At 44.5% G+C, this 3,105-nt stretch carries 2 protein-coding genes; both read right to left on the reverse strand.

Features of this window, described 5'->3' with window-relative positions; all coding sequences use genetic code 11:
- Positions 1-385: 385 nt before the first annotated feature.
- On the reverse strand, positions 386-1,597 hold the full coding sequence (locus tag BJP37_RS44370; protein ID WP_075902455.1) for a calcium-binding protein: 1,212 nt from the start codon (positions 1,595-1,597) through the stop codon (positions 386-388).
- Between the two features lie 917 nt (positions 1,598-2,514).
- A complete protein-coding gene (locus BJP37_RS23680; RefSeq protein ID WP_075902457.1) occupies positions 2,515-2,937 on the reverse strand; it encodes a hypothetical protein in 423 nt (140 codons plus the stop codon).
- Positions 2,938-3,105: the final 168 nt, after the last annotated feature.

Here is a 3,105-nt window from a genome sequence, read left to right on the forward strand (position 1 = left end):
CCAGGGCGGCTGAGTCCCAGGGGCTGTGGTCAGAGGAAGATGATCAGTTTTGAGTGGAATGATCAGGTAATAATAATGGAGTATTGTCGGGATGGGTAGTTATTCCTGTTTAACAATATTACTTGAACAATATTGGTTGAAATTGGTATTAGCTGTATAATTTAGCTTAGGACTTACGAAGCCAACTAAACGTCGTAAGTCCTAAGATACTATCTTCCTCAAAAGGTGATAGGGTGATCTGGTGATGGGGTGCTAGGTATGAATACAACTTGGTACCAACACCCGTCTCACCAGGTATCCCATCAGTAGCTTTCCCCTAAACCCTACAGAGGGAGTAAAGCAAACAATCCTACTTGTCACCCGGTTAGATCAAGTCCTTTGGCGACTAGACTGAGATAAAGTCATTAGCCGTCAGTAAACCACTAGAATCGACAAAAGCAATGGTCTCTGCACCTAAGCTAATGCGAGTACCGTTGGTAATAGAAACACCAGAGATTGTACCTGTGAATGAGCTTAACCTGTAATTGGACAATGACCCGGAAATCTGGATCTTGTCAGAGTCAGTTTCGCCGAAGAAATCAAATCTGTCGAAATTATCAATGACAGCGTAATCTATACCAGCACCGTTGTAATAGATTGAGCCACTGGTACCTAAGATAACCACATCCCTGGCACCAAAATCACCAGGATCAAGGATATCAATTTCACCAACACCGTCCCGAATACTGTTAGTACCGTTAAGGGTATCTGAGCCCAAACCTCCAACTAGGGTATCGTTACCACCTGCGCCAGTGAGGCTGTCATTGCCAGAACCACCCGTGAGGCTATCCGCTCCCGAACCACCGTTGAGAGTATCATTCCCGGCATCTCCATTCAGAGTATCATTCCCAAAACTACCGCTGAGTATGTCATTCCCGGAACCACCATTGAGAGTATCGTTCCCAAAACCTCCGTTTAGTATGTCATTGCCAAAACTACCGTTTAGTATGTCATTGCCAAAACCACCGTTGAGAGTATCATTCCCAAAACTACCGTTGAGAGTATCGTTCCCAAAACCTCCGTTTAGTATGTCATTGCCAAAACCTCCGTTTAGTAAGTCATTCCCAGCATCTCCATTCAGAGTATCATTGCCAGAACCACCATTGATGGTATCATTGCCACCATTACCGTCGAGGCGGTTTGCGCCGCTGGTACCGATGATTGTCTCACCCCCCTGAGAGCCTTCGACGTTCTCAAAATTGCGAATCGTTTCGGTATTACCTCCAGAAACCGAGGTCGTCTCAGTCGCCAGGTTGATAGTGACAAAACCGGAACCAAATGTGACATTGGAATAATCAATAGTGTCGATTCCTGAACCGCCATTGTGAATGTCGAAATTAACAGCATCGTCGTCAATTATGGTATCATTACCAAAACTACCAATGGTGGTGTCGGTTCCAGCTCCACCATTGAGTGTGTCGTTACCAAAATTACCAATGAGCGTGTCGTTGCCGCCCAATCCATTCAGAATGTCGTTACCAAAACCACCATTCAGACTGTCGTTAAAAGGACCACCATTGAGTGTATCGTTGCCAAAACCGCCGAATCTCACTACCATTTTTTTCTCCTTGTATATTCTTACGTGCTGTTTTTACTTGCTCTATATACTCATCACTAGTAATTCGGATTTTTATGCAAAACTTTCCGGAAAATTTTAACTATATATAATTAATTAACCGCGAACCCCCAAACAGTCTGAAGGAGTAGAGACGGGTAAGCAGTTGGAGTTATTGCCAGGGGTGATCAGGTCAACCATAGAAGTAGCCCCAGGGCGGCTGAGTCCCAGGGGCTGTGGTCAGAGGAAGATGATCAGTTTTGAGTATGATGATCAGGTGATCATGGAGTATTGTCGGGATGGGTAGTTACAGCGGTTTGCAATTCGGTGAGGTACAAATTATTTGGTTTTAGGGAACAGCGGATCACCTTAAAAAAGGATATGGTAAAAAATATTGTGTACCTTATAGTTATGAAAAACGCTGTATTCCTGAGATAGTATATTACTCCAAAGGTGATCGAGTGATCCAGTGATGGGGTGCTAGGAATGAATGCAACTTGGTATAAACACCCTTCTCACCAGGTATTAAAGCAGGTGCGATCGCAAGCCCCTTCTACTCTCAAGGGAGCCATCCGTTGTGGTTGGCAGTAGGCCGCCATCATGTTGACCAGTCCAGTTCAAGGACTTACGCAAGGCACCCTGAAATCCCCCTTGCCTTGGCACAGGGCTGTTTCATTCTTTGGAATAAATTGTCAAGTCAATAGGCGTGAAAGGGAGGTGGGGTGATGGGGAGAGGTTTTTTTTCAGCTTAAAAATACCTTTTTATTAACTTTAATCCTCCCTATCTCTCCACCTCCTCGCCAATCACATTTTAGTCCGACAATGGAACAGCCCTGACCCTAGGCCAAGTATGTGGCTGTTTCGGCAAAGCTGTACTAAGACTCCGAAAATTATTCAGCTTGCATTTTAGACCTTCTTCATCAAACTACTTCGTAGATCAGAGCGTATGTAGATCCGCTCCCCCACGCAAAACCTCTTAACTTTCTTCCTGTTGGTTTCCTGACAGTAAAACCACCCATGAAGTCATCCGTTCCAAGATCGCGATCGAAAAGTTGGATATTTGCAGAGTTGTTGAAATCTACGAATTTGTTAATATGGCGAGTTTGTCCTGTCTTCATTTTATGGACTCCCCACACTGTTCGGCCATTGACACGAATATAGGTGTCGTCCCTGTTGAATCGCCCCCAGTCTGCATTAGCGTTGAGAGCTTTAATCGAATACAATTTGAGCGTCAAGCCTCCCTCTATGACAGCCGCTTCTTCGGAAGTTAATTCAGTGAACAGTTGTTCTTCATCAACCAGAGAAAATTCCGAGTTGGAAGTTGTTTTTTCTTTATTTAGCATGGTTTTTCTTCTTGAGTGAAATTGAATTAAGTTTCCTGAAAACCAGTTTTTGGTCCAGGTACAGGGGTAAGCAAAGAGGCCGTAATTAACCCAAATTCATACAGCACGCTATGCTAACGGGGGGACAGAGCGGGTATAGCCATTGTGTAGCAAGGGATACAGCAGATG

Origin of the sequence: Moorena bouillonii PNG, from assembly GCF_001942495.1 — a bacterium.
GTDB lineage: Bacteria > Cyanobacteriota > Cyanobacteriia > Cyanobacteriales > Coleofasciculaceae > Moorena > Moorena bouillonii.

Bases quoted from the DNA above. Each gene is read 5' to 3' on its own strand.
- BJP37_RS44370 (WP_075902455.1), bottom strand. From the start codon at position 1,597: ATGGTAGTGAGATTCGGCGGTTTTGGCAACGATACACTCAATGGTGGT.
- BJP37_RS23680 (WP_075902457.1), bottom strand. From the start codon at position 2,937: ATGCTAAATAAAGAAAAAACAACTTCCAACTCGGAATTTTCTCTGGTT.